Below are 15,807 nucleotides of genomic sequence, written 5' to 3'. Positions count from 1 at the left end.
TCCTTAGATCGGTGTGAACACTGGTCCTGTCCCGGGTGTAACAACGCGGTAGCGTGCTGGGATATGACGTATGTGACGAATATGCGAAAAGCGACAACCACGGTCGGTGCGGCGCTCGTTCTGGCGGCTGCGGGTATGGCGGTTTCCAGCGCAACGTCGTATGCGGACCCGGCGGGCCAAGGTCATCAGGTGACGTACACGCTCACCTCCGGCGCCCCTTACGAATTCGACCTCTATTACCTGACGGCGCAGCCGGCGAGCATGGCCGCCTACAACGCTGACGCGTACAAGTACCTGCAGAAGGCGACGGTCAACGTCGGTCCCGACACGCCCTGGGTGTTCGAGACCACGCTCGCCGATCCGCAGTGGGCCATCTTCACCGTCGCGAGCACGACGCACGGGGGACAGGCCCAGCCCAACGCGCACTGTGAGATCACCGTCGACGGTCAGATCGCGGTCCAAAACGATCATCCGTACAGCCCGCGCTGCCAGCTCGGTCAGTGGTAGTCGACCCGCACGCGGGCGTGGTGATCTGACCCGCCGATCCCAGAGACTGGGATCCGGCTTGACTCATTGTTCGAACTTTTGTTCGATATAAATGTGCGCGTCGGGCGGTTCCGCTTCCGCTCCGATGCGCCAGCGACTGGGCAAGCGCCCACGGCGCGCGCCGATGCCGTACCCGAAACCGCGGCATCGGCGCACCCGGTCGTTATTCAGGCCGTGTGGAATAGCTGACACGCACGGAATTACCTTGACATCTATATCGAACAATTGTTCGATAATTGCATGCGGTGGGATGACCAGGTGGTGCGCGCCGACGACGGGGCGCTGCCGGGTCTGCAGCGGCTCGGTTTCGTTCGCAGCGTGCGTACACCGCAGTTCGAGGGCATCACGTTTCACGAGGTGCTGTGCAAGTCGGCGCTGAACAAGGTGCCCGCGGCGTCGATGCTGCCCTTCCGGTACACCGTGAACGGCTACCGCGGTTGCAGCCACGCCTGCCGGTACTGCTTCGCGCGTCCGACCCATGAGTATCTGGAGTTCGACAGCGGTTCAGACTTCGACACCCAGGTGGTGGTGAAGACCAACGTCGCCGAGGTGTTGGCCCGCGAGTTGCGGCGCCGGTCCTGGACCCGTGAGACGGTTGCGCTCGGGACCAATACCGACCCGTATCAGCGCGCCGAAGGCAGGTACGCCCTGATGCCAGGAATCATTGCGGCGCTGTCTGATTCGGGAACTCCGTTCTCCATCCTGACCAAGGGCACGCTGCTTCGCCGCGACCTGCCGCAGATCGCCGAGGTGTCGCGTCGTGTCGAGGTGAGCGTCGCGGTGTCACTGGCGGTCGGCGATCCGGAGCTGCACCGCACGGTCGAACCCGGAACCCCTTCGCCGGAAGCGCGATTGGGATTGATCACGGCGATCCGCGACGCCGGGCTGAGGTGCCATGTGATGGTCGCACCGGTGTTGCCGTACCTCACTGATTCGGCTGACCAACTCGACGCTCTGCTCGGCCGGATCGCTGCGGCAGGGGCCAGCGGAGTGACCGTGTTCGGTCTGCATCTGCGGGGGACGACGCGCGGGTGGTTCATGTCCTGGCTGCAGCGTGAACATCCGGAACTGCTCGCCGATTATCAGCGGTTGTACCGGCGCGGAGCGTATCTGCCGCCGGACTATCGCAACATGCTTCGGACCCGGGTGAAGCCGTTGGTGGCCCGGCACGGGTTGACGGGGCCTGCACCAGCTGCGCGCGTCGGTGCCGTGCGTGAACCCGAGCTACCGACGCAACCAGCCCTCTTCTAAGGTTCCAGCGCCTTGGCGCAATGGGCCAGGATGGCGCGGAAGTTCCACGGGAGCAGCCGTGAGCTGACGGCCTCCAGCGCCTTACCGCCGGCGAGTATGGGGTGGGTGTAGCTCGTCGTCCAGTCGATGTGCGTACCGTCGCCGCGGGGTGTGAAAGTCAGTGTGCCGCCGTCATGGTCGAACGGCGGGAAAGACCCGATGATCAGATACGAGTAGCTGTTCGGGCGGTCGTAGGCGGTGATCTGCTCCCGAAACCACATGCCGGCGCCGGTCACCGTCCGCACGGCCCCGACGGCGGGTGCCGAGAAACCCGCCGCCCAGCCGGCCCTGAGCACCAGCGGTGCGGTGGCCAGACCCGCCGGGTCGGCCATCCAGTCGAAGACCCGCTCGCGCGGTGCTGCGATCACTCGTTCCAGATGAATGGTGGGCATCAGGATTCCCCCTGCGTTGTCTGGTCCCCACCGTACGCGCCACACCCCGTCGGTACGACCGTGCCTCAGCGCCGAAGTGCAGTCAGCTCTTGTTGCGCTTGACCTGGTTGAACGGCACGCCGCGGTCGGCCGCATGTTCACGTGGGAAGCCCAGAATCCGCTCGCTGATCACATTGCGCGCCATCTCCGAGCTGCCACCGCCCAGCGACCCCGTCTGCCGGGACAGGTAGCGCACACCGATCTCCATCAGCCCGGCCAACTCTGGGGCATTGTCCGAGCCCTCGTCGATCACACCGGCCGTGCCTGCGATGGCCAGCGCGGTATCCACCTCGAGCTCGGTGGTCTCGGCATGGAACAGCCGGATCAGGGTGCCCGCATTCGGCGGCAGTGAACCGTTCCCGATCGCTGTGCCGACATGGTCGATGAGCTGCTTTTTGACCATGCGCCGCACCAGGGCGCGTCCGGCCAGATCCTGCACCCGGGCGTCGTCACCCTGGCCGGTGGCCTCGGCCAGCCCGACGTGATCGGGCGGCATCTCGTTGGCATTCTCGGCGCCGGTACCGCTGGCGAACTCCGAACCGCCACCGACAGCGCGACGTTCGTGATGCAGCTGACGGGAGGCCACGGTCCAGCCGTCATTGACCTCACCCACGACGGCGTCCGCAGGAAGCTCCAGGTTGTCGAAGAACTCCTCGCAGAATTCCTCGTTGCCGTTCACCTCGGTGATCCGGCGCATCGTGATACCCGGTGCATTCAGCGGCACCAGGAACATGGTCAGGCCCTCGTGCTTGGGCACGGTCCAATCGGTGCGGGCCAGCATCAACCCGTAGTCGGCGGCGAAGGCGCTGGTGCTCCAGGTCTTGGCGCCGTTGATGACCCACGTGTCGCCCTGACGTTCGGCCCTGGTGATCACGCCGGCGAGATCCGACCCGCCGCTGGGCTCGGACAGCAACTGGCAGAGCACCTCGTCGCCGCGGATCGCCGCCGAGATGCGTTCGCGCTTCTGATCTTCGCTGCCCATGTCGAGAATCGTTGCGCCGCAGATGGTGAACGACGGGGTGTTGAGGATCAGCGGCATCTCGTACGCCGTGCACTCGTCGTTGAATGCCTTCTGGTAGGCGTAATCCAGGCCGAGTCCGCCGTACTCGCGGGGGAAGCAGATGCCGGCGAATCCACCTTCGTAGAGCCGCTTCTGCAGTTCCTTTGCCCGTTCCCAGGATTCGGATTCCGCACGCACCGCGAACGGAGGGTTGTCCGGATCGATGGACGGCATGTTCTCGGCCAGCCAGGTCCGGGCGCGAAGGGCGAACTCCTCGACAGACTCTGTGGTTGCGGCGGTACTCACGGTGTCGGTCATGCCCCGATCTCCTCGGCTGCGCGGGTCTTGCGGCTCAATGCATATACGGCGCGGTGGTGATCTTCGGGTGACCCGTACATCGCCCGATACAGCGCAACCCGCCGCAGGTACAGGTGCAGATCGTGCTCCCAGGTCACCCCGATGCCGCCGTGCAACTGCACACAGTCCTGCAGCATCACCGGAGCCCGTTCGGCCACATAGGCTTTCGCGACGCTGACGAGCTTCGGCGCATCCGGGGACCGCTCGGCCACCGCGGCGACCGCGCCCGCGGTGGTCGCGCGCGCGGCTTCGAACCACATCTTCATGTCAGCAGCACGATGTTTGAGGGCCTGATACGAGGCCAGCGGGCGGCCGAAACTGTGTCGGTCTGCCAACCACTGATTGGTCATCGTGAGCACCGCATCGAGGATTCCGACGATCTCGGCACACTGCAGCACCAGGGCGACCTGACGCTGGCGTTCGATGACCGCCGGTGTCTGATCGGCGGTACCCACGGCTGCGGACGCGTCGACCTCGACACCGTCGAATTGCACTCGGGCGTAACGCTTGACCAGGTCGACCGAGTTCTGTGGCGTGACCGTCACCCCGGCGGCGTCGGTCGGCACCACGAACTGACGGATCTGGCCGTCGCAGGCGGCAACCACCAGCAACGCGGCACTCTGGTCGCCGGCTTCGACGCGGTCCTTGACACCGTCGATGCGGTAGCCGGCCTCGGTGCGGGTAGCGGTGGTCCCGATCCCGGTGACGGCCTGGATGGCGCCGAACGGCCGCTTGGGTTCATAGGCCGCCCAGGACGCCACCGTTTCGCCGGCGACCAGCGATTCGATCAATTCCGCGTGCCCGTCGGGTGATTCGACGAGGCCGGCCAGCACGATGCTGACCGGATGCAGCGGGCCGGGGGCCACGGTGTGGCCGGCCTGCTCGGCGAGCAACGCCAGGTCGGTGACACCGTCCCCGGACGGACTGCCGCCGCCCAGTTCCTCGGGCACCAGCAGGCTGGCCCATCCCAACTCAGCTGCACGACCCCACCACCGGGTATCGAACGAGTCGCCCTCGGCGTGCAGTTCGCGTACCCGGGTCAGCGGCACCTCCTTCTCCAGGAAGGCCTGCGCGGTGGAGGTGAACAGCATCTGTTCGGGATTTGCCACATCGGTCATGTAGTCGGCCCAGCTTCTTGTGTATGAGGAGAGGACGAGGTCAGTTCAGTACGAGCGCGGGGACGTCGGGCCGGTACATCTTCTTGTTCTCGACCTTGAACAGGTCGACCATGTTGCCGCCCATCACCTTTCGGACACCTTCGTCGTCAAGGCCATGGGCTACGAGGTCGTCGACCAGATTGATCGGATCGGCCAGACCCTCTGGATGCGGCCAGTCCGAGCCGAAGATCACCCGGTCGATGCCGCACAGGTCGGCCATCTTCTTGAAGTCGTCCTCCCAGAACGGGGCGACGTACACGCAGCGCTTGAACGCCTCGATCGGATCCTCCGGGAACCCGTCGGGCATCTTCGAGTAGACGTCGGAGAACTGGTAGTGCAGGTAGGGCACCCAGGAGGCGCCGTTCTCCACCGAGAGGATGCGCAGGTCGGGGTTGCGGGTCAACGCGCCGTGGCAGACCAGCGCCGCCATGGTGTCCTCGATCGGACGCTTGCCCATCGCCACCATCCGGAACGAGGTGGGGGAGAACGGTTTGAACTCGGTGGCCGGCTCCCAGTCGTTGAGGTAGGTGGAGTAGCCGCTGTCCGAGGCGTGCATCGATACCGGGATGCCGGCCTTCACACAGGCGTCCCAGAACGGGTCGAACTCCTCCACACCCATGGACCGGCTACCGCGGTACCCGGGCACCGGTGCCGGACGGACCAGGACGGTTTTGGCGCCGCGCTCCACGCACCATTCCAGCTCTTCGAGTGCACGGTCGACATTGCCCAGATTGATGACCGGCGTGGAGAAGATGCGGTCCTCGTAGTTGAACTGCCAGGTCTCGTACATCCACTCGTTGAGTGCGTGCACGATGTCGAGGATCAGGTCGGGATCATCCTTGAGCCGCTCCTCGACCAGGCTGGCCAGGGTCGGGAACATCAGGGTGTAATCCAGGCCGAGGCTGTCGAGAACCTCAAGGCGCGCTTGCGGATTGCGGAAGGCGGGGATGGCCTTCATCGGCTTACCCATCACCTCGCGGTAGGTCTTGCCGCCGCTGCCGTGGCGGAAGTAGTCCTCCTGCGCGCCCGGTCGGGCCACGACTTCGAACGTCGGATTCGGGATGTAGTCGCTGACGACGTTGCGAACCATGATCTTGGTCCGGCCCCGGACGTCGATGTAGTCGATGACGCCCTTGCGGTGTTCCGGCAGGAACTTGGTGAGGGCTTCCTTGGGCTCATAGAAGTGGTTGTCGGCGTCGAACACCGGATAGGAAAGCTCGCGTGACGGCATCTTCGCCTCCTGGGAGAGTCTTGTTTTCGAAACTGGTAATGACGTTACCACGCGATGGCGGGCGCCGACGAGCCCATTCGGGCGATCGCTCAAAATATCGGGAAAGTCCTGGTCAGGCCCGAGATCCTGGTGCCAGGACGCCGCGCACGCAGAACTCGTAGATGTGCTCACCGTCGATCGGCGCGCCGTTGAGTTCCACGCCCAGCGAACGTAGGCGCATCGCACCCAGTACCGACTGCATGATCAGGGCAGCGGTGCTCTGGACATCCATGTCGGACCGGAAGGCTCCCGAGTCCATACCGCGCCGCAGGATGTCGCCGATGAGCTTGTGCAATGGCGTGAGCACCCGGGCGTATTCACGGGGCAGTGACTCGGCGAGATGGTCGTTGTAGAAGGTCAGGCCGCGGTTGATGCTGTCCTGGGTGCTCGACGAGGCCGGGATGGTGATGCGCTCGATCAGTGTCCGAAGCGCCTCGGGTCCGGCCAGTCCGTCGGTGTCCGCGCGCCAACGCTGCGTCGACTCGGCCATGATCTTGTCGATAAGGGCCAGCAGCAGCTCATCCTTGGTGGAAAAGTGCTGGTAAAAGGATCGCAGCGAAGTCTTGGAGCGTTCCACCACCTCCAGCACGGTGAAGTCGGTGCGTCCGGTCTCGCCCAGGATCGCCAACGCCGATTTCATGAAGCGCCGGGCCCGGTCCGCCTGCGCCTCGGCGCGCGCGCCCACGGACGATTGTTCGGCCGGCCTAGCCATTGCGCCATCACCTCCGTCATGCTGCACTTGCGAGAATGACGTTACCGTTTCTGTAGAAGCAATTAGGCGGCTTGTGATTATGTGTTGCAGCGATGAGTGAATGGTTCCTGTTCCTGCCTCAGGTACGCCTCGGCGTCGACGGCATCGTTGAACGTGCACGGGTGGCCGAGGCCAGTGGGTTCGACGGCATCGCCTTCATCGACCATCTGGAGGCCCCGGGTGCGACCCACCAAAGCCTCTGGGAGGCAATGACTGTCGCCACCTGGGTGGCAGCCCGCACCGAACGCCTGCGGATCGGCCATCTGGTGTTGTGTGACGCGTTCCGGCATCCGGCGGTGCTCGCCAAACAAGCTGTCACGCTGTCGGAGGCCAGCGGCGGCCGCTTCGAACTCGGTCTCGGATCCGGTTCGTGGCCACAGGAGTTCGAGCGGTTCGGCATCGAGAGTGGCGACGCGGCAGCGCGGGTGCGCAGGCTGGGGGAGAACCTGGAGCTGCTGCACCAGTTCTGGGGTGAGCATGAGCGCGGGCAGGTGCCGCGTCCATCCCATCCGATTCCGTTGGTACTGGGCGGAACCGGCAAGCGCATGATGGACCTGGTGCGTGCCCACGCCGACTGGTGGAACATCCCGTCGCATCAGCTGGACCGGCTGCCCGCCCTGCTCCCGACGGTCGGCACGGCACGGGTCTCCCTGCAACAGATGGTCGGATTCGTGGGTCGCGATGCCGACCGGACCGCGGTGACCGAGCGCAGCGCCCGGCTGTTCGGCCACCTCGGTGACGGTTTGGTATGCGGCGACGCCGCCGAACTCACCGCCCACTTCGCCGGCCTGTCCGCACAGGGGGTTGAACGTTTCTACGTGTGGTTCGCCGATTTCGCCGCACCCCAGACCATTTCAGAATTCGCCGAGACAGTAATCAACGCGTGAAAAGAGAGGACACCATGACCGCAGAAGCCGAGGCACCGAAAGAGGCAGAACCGACGCAGTGGACACTGCAGATGCTGCTCGACCTGTTCGATGCAGAACCCGCGGGGGAGAACCGCTTCACGATCCCGACCGGTATCGCCGGGGTTGACGAGCGCCAGGTGGTGGAGGGGACCCAGATCGTCGGTGCGGCCATCGTCGCGGCGGCAAAGCGCTTCCCGGACAAGTCGGTTCGCTCGGCGACCGCGGTATTCGCCCGGGCAGTCATGGTGGGTCCGCCGGTGCAGCTCGACATCGACGTGATCAGCGAGGGCCGCTCAACGGCCACCGCGGTGATCGCCGCCTCGCAGAACGGCAAGCGCTGCATCACCATCACGGTGTTCACCGATGTGCCGTCCGGTGACGTGATCCGTCATCACCTGCCGCGGCCCGAGGTCGCCGGCCCGGCTGACTCCCACGTTTCGCACATGCCGATGATCGGTCGGGAGCTGCGTCTGGTGGACGTCGTCGACGTCAACAGCCCCGACGAGGTCGGCCCGCCGGAGCTCTACGCCTGGCTGCACTACGACCCCGTCCCGGCTCGTGACGATCTGGCCAAGGCGCTGATCGCGTATTTCACCGGACACCTGGGTATTTCGACCACCATGCGGGCACACGAGGGGATCGGAACCGCACAAGCCCACCTCACCGTCTCGACCGCGCCGATGACCGTCACGGTGAGCTTCCACGAGCCGGTGCAGTGGAACGGCTGGCTGCTCTACAGCCACGAGAGCACGCAGGTCGGCTCGGGCATGTCGTACGTGCGCGGTGCGGTACACACCGAAGCGGGCGAACTCATCGCGTCGTTCAGCCAGGACGCGCTGATCCGTCCGCTGCGCACCACCGACACCAGCATTTCCGCGCACTCGCGGCTGTGAGTCCGGCGCCGCCGCTCAGATCTTCAGATACCCCTTGTCTGCCGGGATCTGGGCGGCGGTGACCAATGACGACGCATCGCCGGCCAGCCAGACCACGATGTCGGAGATGTTGTCGGGCGGGGCCAGCGAGTCAGTCGGCAGGGCACCGGGGGAGAAGCTGTGGATGTATGTCGGATGGTCGGCGAACATCTGGTACATCGACAGGTCGTTGCCCATCGGGGTGTCGGTGCCGTACGGGTGAATCGAGTTCACCCGGATCCCGAACTCGCCCAACTCGACTGCCAGCGCATTGGTGAGACCCACCACGCCGAACTTGCTGGCACAGTAGTGACCGCACCCCGGCACTGCCTTGATCCCGGCGGCCGAGCTCACCGCGATGATGGACCCGCCGTTGCCTGCCTCGATCATCGGTGGCACCACCGCCTGCACGGTGTTGAACACCCCGGTGAGGTTGATGTCGAGGATGTCCTGCCACTGCTGCGCCGGAATCTCCCACAACCGGCCCCAGTTGAGCACACCGGCATTGGCGACCACGATGTCGAGACGGCCGAATTGTTCGACCGCATCAGCCACCAGTCGGCGTTGGCCGTCGGCATCGCGCACGTCGACCTCGCGGGCCAGGATCTTGCGTCCCTCGCCCTCGACCAGTGCCACGGTCTCGGCGAGATCCTCCGAGGTGGCAGCGGCATATCCGTTGTGCTCGGCAACCGGCGCGCAGGCGTCGAGCGCGATGATGTCGGCTCCGGCGCGGGCCAGCCGCACGCAGTGCGAGCGGCCCTGCCCACGCGCGGCGCCGGTGACATAGGCGACCCGCCCGGCCAATGGGAGATCAATCATGCGGGTTGCTCCTTGGGTAGTGCGGTGACGTGGACATTGGTGAACTGATAGTCGGACAGCGGGGAGTGGCGGGCGAACTGACGGGATCCGGTGATCGTCTGCGGCCGGTAGTACGGGGTCTCGTACTGGGAGTTGACGAAATAGGAGTTCAGGCCCGACGCCGCGGTGTAATAGAGGTGGGCGACACGGCCATCCCGACGCATCCGGGCATTCCACACGTTGAACGCGTCCTGACTGACGGTGGCGACCTGCGCGCCGCGGTGGCGGGTCTCATCGATGATCCGCACGGCGTGTGCGGCCACGGTCTCGACATAGTCCAGCCAGGCGAATCCCACGAAGCCGAGCGGGCCGACGATCTCCCAGCGGTTGGGCAGGCGCGGATGGGCCGTGCCCGCGTAGCTCTGCAGACCGTGCGCACGGTAGTACTGAGCGAGGTCGAAACCGCATGGGCCCAGGACGGTATCCGGGCGGTAAGTCTCGGGGTCGATCCACAGTTCGTAGCCAGTGGCCAGCACCAGCAGGTCGGCCGGATGATCGACGCCGTCGGTGGTGCGGATCCCGGTTGCGGTGATCCGTTCGATCGGCGTGGTGATCAAATGGGTGTTGGGATTGTTCAGCGCCGGCAGGAACGCGCTGGAGATTACCGGCCGTTTGGCGAGGATGCCGTAACGCGGCACCAGCTTTCGCCGGGTCGCGGCATCGTCGACAACCGCGCGCAGCAGCAGCCGGTACAGCAGCCGGGACCAGCCGTCGTAGAGCGGCATGAGGCGGCGCAGCCATTTGTCCGGCAGCCGGGAGAAGACGTGGACGATGGGCGCCACCATGAAAATGTCCATGGCCAGCCGGCCGGCGGCGTTGACGACCGGGACAACCCCGGGCAGCCGGAACAGCCGGCGCATCCACGGTGAGATGTCGAAGTCGACCTTCGGTAGCACCCACGCCGGGGTGCGTTGGTAGACATCGAGATTGGCTGCTTCCGCAGACAGTGCGGCGGTGATCTGCACGCCGGAGGATCCGGTGCCGATCACCGCGATGTGCTTTCCGTTGGTGTCGTAGCTGTCGTCCCAGGCGTTGGGGCGCAGGACCGTTCCGGTGAAGTCTTCGACGCCGTCGATGTCGACGGTGTTCTTGGCGTTGACGTATCCGCCCACCGAACTGACCACGAAACGTGCCGTCACCGGTGCGCCGTCGCGGATCTGCAGTCGCCACAGGCCGTGTTCGTCGTCCCACTGCTGGCGGATCACCTCGGAGTTGGGACGCAGGTGATCGTAGAGTCCGAGGCCGGCGGCCGTGTCCTGCAGGTATCGGTGGATCTCCGGGCCGGGCGCGAAGAACCTGCTCCAGTTCGGGTTGGGGGCAAACGACAGCTGGTACCACAGGGTGGGGATGTCGACGGCCAGGCCGGGGTAGTGATTGTCGCGCCAGGTGCCGCCGAAGTCACTGCCGCGTTCGATGATGACGAAGTCGTGAATACCTTTCTGGTGCAACAGGTGTGCCGTTGCGATGCCGCCGGGCCCGGCGCCGATGATCGCCACCTCGTAATCTGGCTCGGTCATTACTACCTTCCGGTCAGGCCGACGACGATGTGGTCGGACACGAATCGTTTCACCGCACGCGGACTGTCGAGGTTCACTCCGATCGGTGGGAGGAGCTCGAAGCTCAGCAACAGGCGCACGATCCATTCGCTCGCCCGTGCCGGTGCAATCCCGGGCCCGACCTCGCCGCGTCCCTGGGCTGCGCGGACGAACGGCTTCCACAGGTCGATCGAGCGCCCCATCAGATCGTCGCCGGTATTGCGAAGCAGTAGCACCAGGATGCTCTCGTTGATGCCGCGTGGTGCCACGGAGTCCGACTGCTGGCGGTGCGCGCAGATGACGACCGCGGCCGCGGCGACCTGATCGGTCAGGGTGTCGTGGCGGCCGACCTCGCCCGCGACGGTCTCGATGAATGCGCCCGCCAGGTGGTCGAGCCCGATTCTGATGGCATTGTCCCGGCTGCCCAGCGCGTTGTGGACGGTACCGCGGGATACTTCCGCGTGTTCGGCAACCGCGGTGAGACTGAATTGCCTTGGGCCCAAAAGCCTGAGCGTCGCGGCGGTGGCGGCGAGCAGCGCGGGTGACACCGCTCGGTCCGTATCGCGCATTTGAACAAATTAGCGGAATCTGTTCAATATGGTCAGCGTTTGGCCGGATCTGTCGCGGTGGCCCAGTACGTCGTCACGGATGAGGCCGCCCGCCCGGCTGGTCCTTGCCTCGGGCGAGAGGTCGTCCGTGTCGCCGGTGTCGTAGCCGATCAGTCGACTGACAATGCCGATCTGAGCACATCGAGTGGCAGCCCGCCCAGATCGAGTGCACGGCTGTGGAACTCCCGCAGTGTCGAGCCATGCAGCAGGGCCTCGTCGCGGAGTTCGTGCCAGATCCGTTGGCCGATGGCATACGACGGCGCCTGGCCCGGCCAGCCCAGATAGCGATCCAACTCGAAGCGCAGGTTCTCCTCGGCCATGGCCGAATGCGAGGTCAGGAAGTTCCATGCCCGCTCGGCATCCCAGACATCCCCGTCGGGTGCGGTCAGGCCGCAGTGCACGCCGATGTCGATCACCACGCGGGCTGCGCGGAACCGTTGTGCATCAAGCATTCCCATGCGGTCGCCGGCATCGTCCAGCCAGCCCAGCTCGGCCATCAACCGCTCGGCGTACAAGGCCCAGCCCTCGCCGTGGCCCGATACCCAGCAGCCCAGCCGGCGCCACCGGTTGAGCCGGTCGGACAGGGCCACCGCGCGGCCGATCTGCAGATGGTGGCCGGGGACACCTTCGTGGAACACCGTGGTGGTTTCCTGCCAGGTGTGGAACCGGTCGACGCCCGGCGGAACCGACCACCACATGCGTCCCGGGCGCGACCAGTCCTCGGACGGCCCGGTGTAATAGATGCCGCCGGTCTGGGTCGGCGCAATGCGGCACTCCAATGTGCGAAGCGGCCCGTCGATGTCGAATTCGGTGCCGGCCAGCGCGTCGACCGCACGATCGGAAAGATCCTGCATCCACGCCTGCAACGCATCGGTGCCGGTGATGACGTACCGCGGTTCGTCGTCCAACCGGCGCAGCGTCTCGGCTACGGTGGCGCCGGGATAGAGCTGTTGGGCGATCGATTCCTGTTCGGCCACAACGGTATCGAGGAGTTCCAAGCCCCACTCGTAGGCCTCGTCGAGGTCGACAGCGGTACCCAGGAACAACCGTGACATCAGCCGGTAGGTGTCGCGGCCACAGGCGTCGGACTGGCGGGCGGTCGGGGCGATGTCCGCACGCAACACGTCGCCCAACTGCCGGTAGGCATCGGCCGCAGCGTGGGTGCGTTGCTGTAACTGCGCCTGGAGTCGCCGGTTCCCCGGTAGCGCGCCGGTAGCCATCTCGGCGAACAACTGGGCGATCTGCCGGGCCTGGGTGACACCGCGGGTGACCTGGCGCAGGGCCGGGCCGTGACTGCTGCCGACCGCTGCACGCAGCGCATCGGCGTAGCCCGCGGCACGTTCGGGCACCTTCGCCAATCTCGCGGCGATCAGTGCCCAGTCGTCCTCGGTGTCGGTGGGCATCAGGTCGAATACGTCGCGCATGGTTTGCAGTGGCGAGGCGATGACGTTGATCTCGCCCAGATCCAGGCCGGCATCGTGCACGTCGACGGCTGCGCCGAGGCGTTCGCGCAGCGCGGCCACGGTGACCACGTCGACCTCGTCGACGGGCTCGAGCCCGTCGAGTTCCCGCAAGGTCGCGCGGGCAGCTTCGGCGCGGGCGGCGACTCCATGAGGGGAGTAGTCGGTCACGTCATCGTCGTGGCCGGTGATGCCTAATTCTGTTGCCGCGCACGGATCCAGCCGGGCATAGGTATCGAGGTAGCGCTCGGCTACCGCGTCGACGGCAGTGGCGGCCCTAGCCAAGGGTATTCGTGGCGAAGGTGTCGCACTTGTTCGGATCACCGGTCTTGTAACCGAGCGTGAACCACTTCTGCCGCTGCTCAGAGGAACCGTGGGTCCAGGCCTCGGGGTTGACCCGGCCGGTGGCCTGCTTCTGGATGCGGTCGTCGCCGACCGAGGATGCCGCCGACAAGGCGTCGGCGATGTCCTTGTCGCTCAGCGGTTCCAGGTACGGCACGTCAGTGCCCTCCTGTCGGGTGATCGATGCGTAATGCGCCCAGACACCGGCGAAGCAGTCGGCCTGCAGTTCGGTGCGGACTCCGCCGCCGGTGGCACCTTCGGGGTCGCGCTGGGCCCGGCCGAGAACGCCGAGCAGGTTCTGCACGTGGTGGCCGAACTCGTGGGCGACGACGTACTCCTGTGCGAGGGGGCCTCCGCTGGAGCCGAACCGGTCGACGAGCACCTGGAAGAAGTCGGTGTCGAAGTACGCCGTCTTGTCCACCGGGCAGTAGAACGGCCCGACGTCGCTGGTGGCCGGACCGCACCCGGTCTGGACCTGTCCCTTGAACAACTGAACCTGGGGACGGGTGTATCCCTTGAGTAGCTGCTGCCACACACCGTCGACCGAGTTGCCGGTGGCGACCACGCGGCACTCGACCTTGTCGTTGGCGTCGGCGCCGGTCTTGCACTGGCTCAGGTCGAAACCCTCACCCCCGACGCCGCTGGTGTCGATTTGCTGCTGTTGCTGCTGCGGCAGGACCGTGCCGGGGTCGACGCCCAGAAACAACGCGAGCACAACGATCAACAGACCGCCGAGACCTCCGCCGACCGCGATGCCACGGCCGGGGCCGCGGCCACCACCGGAACTGGACGTGGTGCTCGTATCGATCTGCATACCCTCGTTGAAGGTCATCGCGTCACTCCATCGCATTCGCCGGTACGTGCGTGCTCAACAGCCCGTTCAGCTTGCCACACTAAGATTCAGACGTGTCCGTCGTTGCGGAACATTCGACCATCGCCCACACCTCACTGGGGCGGCTACGCGGTGCCCGCGAAGGCGGGGTCAGCGTGTGGCGAGGTGTGGAGTACGCGCAGCAGCCCATCGGCGCGCTGCGCTTCCTGGCGCCGCGGCCTGTGCTGCCCTGGACCGGGGTGCGCGACGCGGTCGAGCACGGTCCGTTGCCACCACAAGGCCGTTCATTCGTCGGGGGAGGCCGCGATGACCCCAAGGTGCGGGACGAGGCGTGCCTGACCGTCACCGTCTGGTCTCCCGATACCGGTGGGACGTTGCCGGTGATGGTGTGGATCCCTGGCGGCGCCTTCGTCTACGGTGCCGGCCAGTTGCAGCTCTACAACGGTTCCCGGCTGGCCGCCAACGGCAACGTGGTGGTCGTCAACGTCACCTACCGACTGGGCGTGTTCGGCGGTTTCGAACTCGGTGACCTCGGTGAGGGATTCGACGACAACCTGTGCCTGCGGGACCAGATCGCCGCCCTGGAGTGGGTGCGCGACAATATCGCCGCATTCGGCGGTGATCCCGGACAGGTGACGGTCTTCGGTGAATCGGCCGGTGCCACATCGGTGTTGGCTCTGCTCGCCAGCCCGGCCGCCGAGGGGTTGTTCGCCCGGGCGATCGCGCAGAGTCCGGCGTTGCCGTTGATTGCCGACCGGGAAGACCGGGCCCGTCAGTCGCGCCGCTTCATGCAACTGCTCGGGGTGGGGGTCGAGCAGCTCAAGGGGCTGCCACAGCGGCAGCTGCGCCGGGCCGCGGGTCAACTGCAACTCGAGAGTGCCCAGCAGACACCGACGTTGGCCTACGGGCTGACCCACGGTGTCGACCTGCTGCCGTTGCATCCGACCGAGGCGGCGCGCGCGGGTGCGGTGTCCGCGGTGCCGTTGATCATCGGCACCAACAGTCACGAGGCGTCGATGTTCGCCTGGGGGAAACCGCCGATGCTGCCGACCACATCGGACGGCGTCGAAGACTATCTGCGACGCCACGGCCTGCACGCCAGGGACCGGGTGCTCGCCGCCTATCCCGGTTTCCCGCGTCGCCGAGCGCGCATCGCATTCGGCTCGGACGTCATGTTCGGCGCACCGACGTGGGCCTTCGCCGATGCCTACAGCGCGCATGCGCCGACACATGCGTACCGGTTCGACCACACCACCTGGACGCTCAAGGTGCTGGGCCTGGGCGCCACCCACGGCAGCGAGATCGTGCACATCCAGCACAGCTATGCCTCGTATCTGGGGCGCAAGCTGCACCCGCTGGGCCGCCGGGTGCAACCGTCGGTGGGACGGCGGATGCAACGCACCTGGCTCGATTTCGCCCGGGCCGAGGTCGCCGACTGGCCCTGCTACGACGTGGACCAGCGGTTGACCCGGGTCATCCGGTCCACGCGTGATGAGACCGTCTCCGATCCCGATGCGGTCCGGCGCACGGTGTGGGAGGCGCTGGGTTAGC

15 protein-coding genes are annotated in these 15,807 nt (G+C 66.1%); 5 read left to right on the top strand and 10 right to left on the bottom strand.

The features are described from left to right. Window positions 1-81 precede the first annotated feature (81 nt). Window positions 82-507, top strand: a complete 426-nt coding sequence (locus G6N44_RS05595) for an Rv2576c family protein (RefSeq protein ID WP_179964483.1) — start codon at window positions 82-84, stop codon at window positions 505-507. A 279-nt stretch (window positions 508-786) separates the two neighbouring features. Then, window positions 787-1,797 carry an Rv2578c family radical SAM protein gene (locus G6N44_RS05590; protein ID WP_163661875.1) on the top strand — a complete coding sequence of 337 codons (1,011 nt, stop codon included), beginning with the start codon at window positions 787-789 and terminating at the stop codon, window positions 1,795-1,797. Here the strand turns inward: G6N44_RS05590 and G6N44_RS05585 are convergent. The 5 genes from G6N44_RS05585 to G6N44_RS05565 all read right to left on the bottom strand — a co-directional run bounded on the left by G6N44_RS05585 (window position 1,794) and on the right by G6N44_RS05565 (window position 6,763). Continuing rightward, entirely contained in the window at window positions 1,794-2,228 is a 435-nt protein-coding gene (locus G6N44_RS05585) for an SRPBCC family protein (RefSeq protein WP_163661873.1), read from the bottom strand. The two genes, G6N44_RS05590 and G6N44_RS05585, sit on opposite strands and share 4 nt — an antisense overlap. A gap of 82 nt (window positions 2,229-2,310) precedes the next feature. Then, window positions 2,311-3,585, bottom strand: coding sequence for an acyl-CoA dehydrogenase family protein (locus G6N44_RS05580; RefSeq protein WP_163661871.1), 1,275 nt, complete (start codon window positions 3,583-3,585; stop codon window positions 2,311-2,313). Further along, entirely contained in the window at window positions 3,582-4,742 is a 1,161-nt protein-coding gene (locus G6N44_RS05575) for an acyl-CoA dehydrogenase family protein (RefSeq protein ID WP_163661869.1), read from the bottom strand. Before G6N44_RS05575 ends, G6N44_RS05580 begins: the two co-directional genes overlap by 4 nt. Window positions 4,743-4,782: 40 nt before the next feature. Continuing rightward, window positions 4,783-6,012, bottom strand: coding sequence for an amidohydrolase family protein (locus G6N44_RS05570; RefSeq protein ID WP_163661867.1), 1,230 nt, complete (start codon window positions 6,010-6,012; stop codon window positions 4,783-4,785). Window positions 6,013-6,124: 112 nt separating this feature from the next. After that, window positions 6,125-6,763 (bottom strand): TetR/AcrR family transcriptional regulator, encoded by a 639-nt coding sequence (locus G6N44_RS05565; protein WP_163661865.1) that lies wholly within the window; start codon window positions 6,761-6,763, stop codon window positions 6,125-6,127. Window positions 6,764-6,855: 92 nt separating this feature from the next. On the opposite strand from G6N44_RS05565, the gene G6N44_RS05560 reads away from it, so the two are divergent. Beyond that, window positions 6,856-7,689: an LLM class flavin-dependent oxidoreductase gene (locus G6N44_RS05560; RefSeq protein ID WP_163661863.1), complete on the top strand. Its 834-nt coding sequence runs from the start codon at window positions 6,856-6,858 to the stop codon at window positions 7,687-7,689. Between the two features lie 14 nt (window positions 7,690-7,703). Continuing rightward, the gene (locus tag G6N44_RS05555) at window positions 7,704-8,603 is read left to right on the top strand and encodes an acyl-CoA thioesterase (RefSeq protein ID WP_163661862.1); all 900 of its coding nucleotides are present in this window, start codon (window positions 7,704-7,706) and stop codon (window positions 8,601-8,603) included. 15 nt (window positions 8,604-8,618) lie between these two features. Here G6N44_RS05555 and G6N44_RS05550 read toward each other — a convergent pair whose 3' ends face one another. The 5 genes from G6N44_RS05550 to ypfJ all read right to left on the bottom strand — a co-directional run bounded on the left by G6N44_RS05550 (window position 8,619) and on the right by ypfJ (window position 14,256). Then, window positions 8,619-9,440, bottom strand: coding sequence for a mycofactocin-coupled SDR family oxidoreductase (locus tag G6N44_RS05550; protein ID WP_163661860.1), 822 nt, complete (start codon window positions 9,438-9,440; stop codon window positions 8,619-8,621). Next, a complete protein-coding gene (locus G6N44_RS05545) occupies window positions 9,437-10,996 on the bottom strand; it encodes a flavin-containing monooxygenase (protein ID WP_163661858.1) in 1,560 nt (519 codons plus the stop codon). Before G6N44_RS05545 ends, G6N44_RS05550 begins: the two co-directional genes overlap by 4 nt. A 2-nt stretch (window positions 10,997-10,998) precedes the next feature. Then, the gene (locus tag G6N44_RS05540) at window positions 10,999-11,583 is read right to left on the bottom strand and encodes a TetR/AcrR family transcriptional regulator (RefSeq protein ID WP_163661856.1); all 585 of its coding nucleotides are present in this window, start codon (window positions 11,581-11,583) and stop codon (window positions 10,999-11,001) included. Window positions 11,584-11,732: 149 nt separating this feature from the next. Beyond that, complete coding sequence (locus G6N44_RS05535) at window positions 11,733-13,367, bottom strand: DUF885 domain-containing protein (protein WP_163661854.1); 1,635 nt, start codon at window positions 13,365-13,367, stop codon at window positions 11,733-11,735. Next, the gene (ypfJ, locus tag G6N44_RS05530) at window positions 13,360-14,256 is read right to left on the bottom strand and encodes a KPN_02809 family neutral zinc metallopeptidase (RefSeq protein WP_163661851.1); all 897 of its coding nucleotides are present in this window, start codon (window positions 14,254-14,256) and stop codon (window positions 13,360-13,362) included. Before ypfJ ends, G6N44_RS05535 begins: the two co-directional genes overlap by 8 nt. Window positions 14,257-14,330: 74 nt before the next feature. Here ypfJ and G6N44_RS05525 point away from each other — a divergent pair, with 74 nt between their 5' ends. Continuing rightward, window positions 14,331-15,806 (top strand): carboxylesterase/lipase family protein, encoded by a 1,476-nt coding sequence (locus G6N44_RS05525; protein ID WP_163661849.1) that lies wholly within the window; start codon window positions 14,331-14,333, stop codon window positions 15,804-15,806. Window position 15,807: the final 1 nt, after the last annotated feature.

This window comes from Mycolicibacterium alvei (genome assembly GCF_010727325.1).
GTDB lineage: Bacteria > Actinomycetota > Actinomycetes > Mycobacteriales > Mycobacteriaceae > Mycobacterium > Mycobacterium alvei.
Note: the sequence above shows the minus strand (reverse complement) of the source record. Positions and strands in the feature narration are given on the sequence as shown.